Annotated in this window: 3 protein-coding genes and 1 pseudogene; 3 read left to right on the plus strand and 1 reads right to left on the minus strand. The window is 35.8% G+C overall.

Annotation, left to right across the window (positions count from 1 at the left end):
* The 3 genes and pseudogenes from EDM02_RS00485 to wecB form a co-directional block, all read left to right on the plus strand.
* Nucleotides 1-342: transposase (locus EDM02_RS00485; RefSeq protein ID WP_148053542.1), on the plus strand; the 342-nt coding region annotated here is incomplete at its 5' end.
* A 141-nt stretch (nucleotides 343-483) separates the two neighbouring features.
* Nucleotides 484-897 (plus strand): annotated as a pseudogene (locus tag EDM02_RS00490) (transposase); the annotation flags it as partial.
* Between the two features lie 129 nt (nucleotides 898-1,026).
* Nucleotides 1,027-1,962: a non-hydrolyzing UDP-N-acetylglucosamine 2-epimerase gene (gene wecB / locus EDM02_RS00495; protein WP_123662210.1), complete on the plus strand. Its 936-nt coding sequence runs from the start codon at nucleotides 1,027-1,029 to the stop codon at nucleotides 1,960-1,962.
* 218 nt (nucleotides 1,963-2,180) lie between these two features.
* Here the strand turns inward: wecB and EDM02_RS00500 are convergent.
* On the minus strand, nucleotides 2,181-2,729 hold a 549-nt coding region (locus EDM02_RS00500; protein ID WP_221179575.1), incomplete at its 5' end, for a leucine-rich repeat domain-containing protein.

Raw genomic sequence — 2,729 nt, forward strand, 5'->3', positions numbered from 1 at the left:
TTATTAGATAAAGTAAACTTACCACCAGGTAGCAGAGTATATGCAGATAAGGGCTATAGCGGCTCACCTAATGAAACATTATTAAAGAAAAAAAAGTTAAAATCAGCTATTCAGAAGAAGGCTACTAAGCATAATCCTTTATCAGCTACCGCTAAGCGGTTTAATAAATTAGTAGCTAAGACTCGCTATAAGGTAGAACGTGTATTTGGTAGTATAAAAAGTTGGTTCCGCAGTTCGGGAGCCCGCTATATAGGTATTGATAAAATGCATACACAACATCTTATGGAAGCAATAGCTTATAACTTATACAGGTCCCCAAATATCATTTTAAGAGGTTGCTAGGGGAATGGCCTATCCAAAATGAACTAAAAGTATCTAAAAATCAATAAATAATGAGATTATTACTGCCATAACCTTAAAAATGGGAAAAATAACAAAAAATAATACTGGAAAAATAGAAAAAATTATACTGTCGGCCTGTTNAGTAAAGAAGGATTAGTGCTAGCCGTCAGTACTACAAAAGCATCTAGTCATGATAGTGGTCATTTAGAGGGCTTATTAGATAAAGTAAACTTACCACCAGGTAGCAGAGTATATGCAGATAAGGGCTATAGCGGCTCACCTAATGAAACATTATTAAAGAAAAAAAAGTTAAAATCAGCTATTCAGAAGAAGGCTACTAAGCATAATCCTTTATCAGCTACCGCTAAGCGGTTTAATAAATTAGTAGCTAAGACTCGCTATAAGGTAGAACGTGTATTTGGTAGTATAAAAAGTTGGTTCCGAAGTTCGAGAGCCCGCTATATAGGTATTGATAAAATGCATACACAACATCTTATGGAAGCAATAGCTTATAACTTATACAGGTCCCCAAATATCATTTTAAGAGGTTGCTAGGGAAATGGCCTATCCAAAATGAACTAAAAGCATCTAAAAATCAATAAATAATGATATTCTTACTGCCATAACGTCAAAAATAACAAAAAATAATACTGGAAAAATAGAAAAAATTATACTGTCGGCCTGTTGCAACGGCCTCAATTTGAACCCATAGAATGTTATGGGGAGCTTACCCAAAGTGCTATCATGATGTTACCACAACTGGATAATATGCTAAAAAAATTAAGACCAGATGTAATCCTTGTGCAAGGGGATACTACAACGGCTTTTCTAGCAGCGCTTGCTGGATTTTATGCACATATACCAGTGATACATATAGAGACAGGTTTGCGTACGGGAAATATCTATGCCCCTTGGCCAGAAGAAATGCATAGATGCTTTATAGATAAGGTGAGTTCCTATTTTTTCGCGCCAACCCATCAAGCAAAAAATAATCTTATTAAGGAAGGTGTTTCAAGCGATAAAATTTGGGTGGTAGGGAACACTTCTATTGATGCTATAAGACTTATATACAATAAAGGATATCAATCAAATAGTGAATATAAAACAAAATTTATATTGGTTACCATTCATAGAAGAGAAAATCATGGTAAAGTATTAAAAGAAATTTGTAGCGCTTTGCGTACACTTGCTAAACAATTTCCAAAAATTAAAATTGTATTTTGTTTGCACCCAAATCCTCCTGTAAGTACTCCTGCAAAAGCCATACTATCCAATATGGATAATATTGATTGTATTCCACCAGTAGACCATATTGCCTTTATCAAACTTTTAAAAGCATGTAGTTTTGTAATAACAGATTCTGGTGGTATACAAGAAGAAGTAACATTTATAGAAAAACCTATACTGGTCGTTAGGTCAATAACAGAAAGGCCAGAGGTTATCGAATCTGGTAGAGGCATATTAGTAGGAACCAGCAAAGCAAATATTATAAAAACTGCCAGTACCTTACTCAACAACCCAATTGTATTGGCTCGCATGTCGAAAGTACATTTCCCCTATGGAGATGGTTATGCAGCACAGAAAATCGTGCATATCTTGGAACAAGAACTCAAAAAATAAGTACGTATTTCTAATTGTTTACGAATACAGATACGCATAGGGGCTATGGCTAGGTACAAACGTGAACAAATACGCATAGGTTACACAATTGAACTTATATCTATTTCATTGGTACGAATACGGATACGTATAAACCACACTACGCAAGAAGCCCATTATCTGACCAAAGCTCAAGAACCGTTAGGGTATGCAAGTGTTCCGCATATGTTCTAACCAAGTTAAAGTATGTTGTACTGGGAACGCCTCCTTTCTCTGTTAATCTTTTCCAAAGCCATAGCTCGTGCTGCTTCTTCTGTAATACCAGTTTCACTCCAATCTAGGTAAATATTCAGTCTTGAGTGTGATTGCACTTGTCTGTTTATAATAGCTACAGCTAGCGCTATTGCCCCTTCAGAACCAATGTTATTACCCTCTAGATTAATCCCCGTAATTGTACTATTCTTTTCCAAAGTCCCAGCTAGCTTTACTGCTCCTTCAGAATCAATATTATTATTCACCAGGCTAATCTGCGTAATTATACTATTCTTTTCCAAAGCCTGAGCTAACGCTTTTGCCCCGTCAGAACCAATATTATTACTGTTCAATGAAATAAACCTAATTGTACTATTCTTTTCCAAAGCCTGAGCTATTGCTATTGCCCCTTCAGAACCAATGTTATTACTCCACAGGCTAATCTCCGTAATTGTACTATTCTTTTCCAAAGCCTGAGCTAACGCTTTTACCCCCTCAGAACCAAAATTATTATTACCCAGGTAAATCGCCGTAAT

It is taken from the genome of Candidatus Cardinium hertigii (assembly GCF_003788695.1).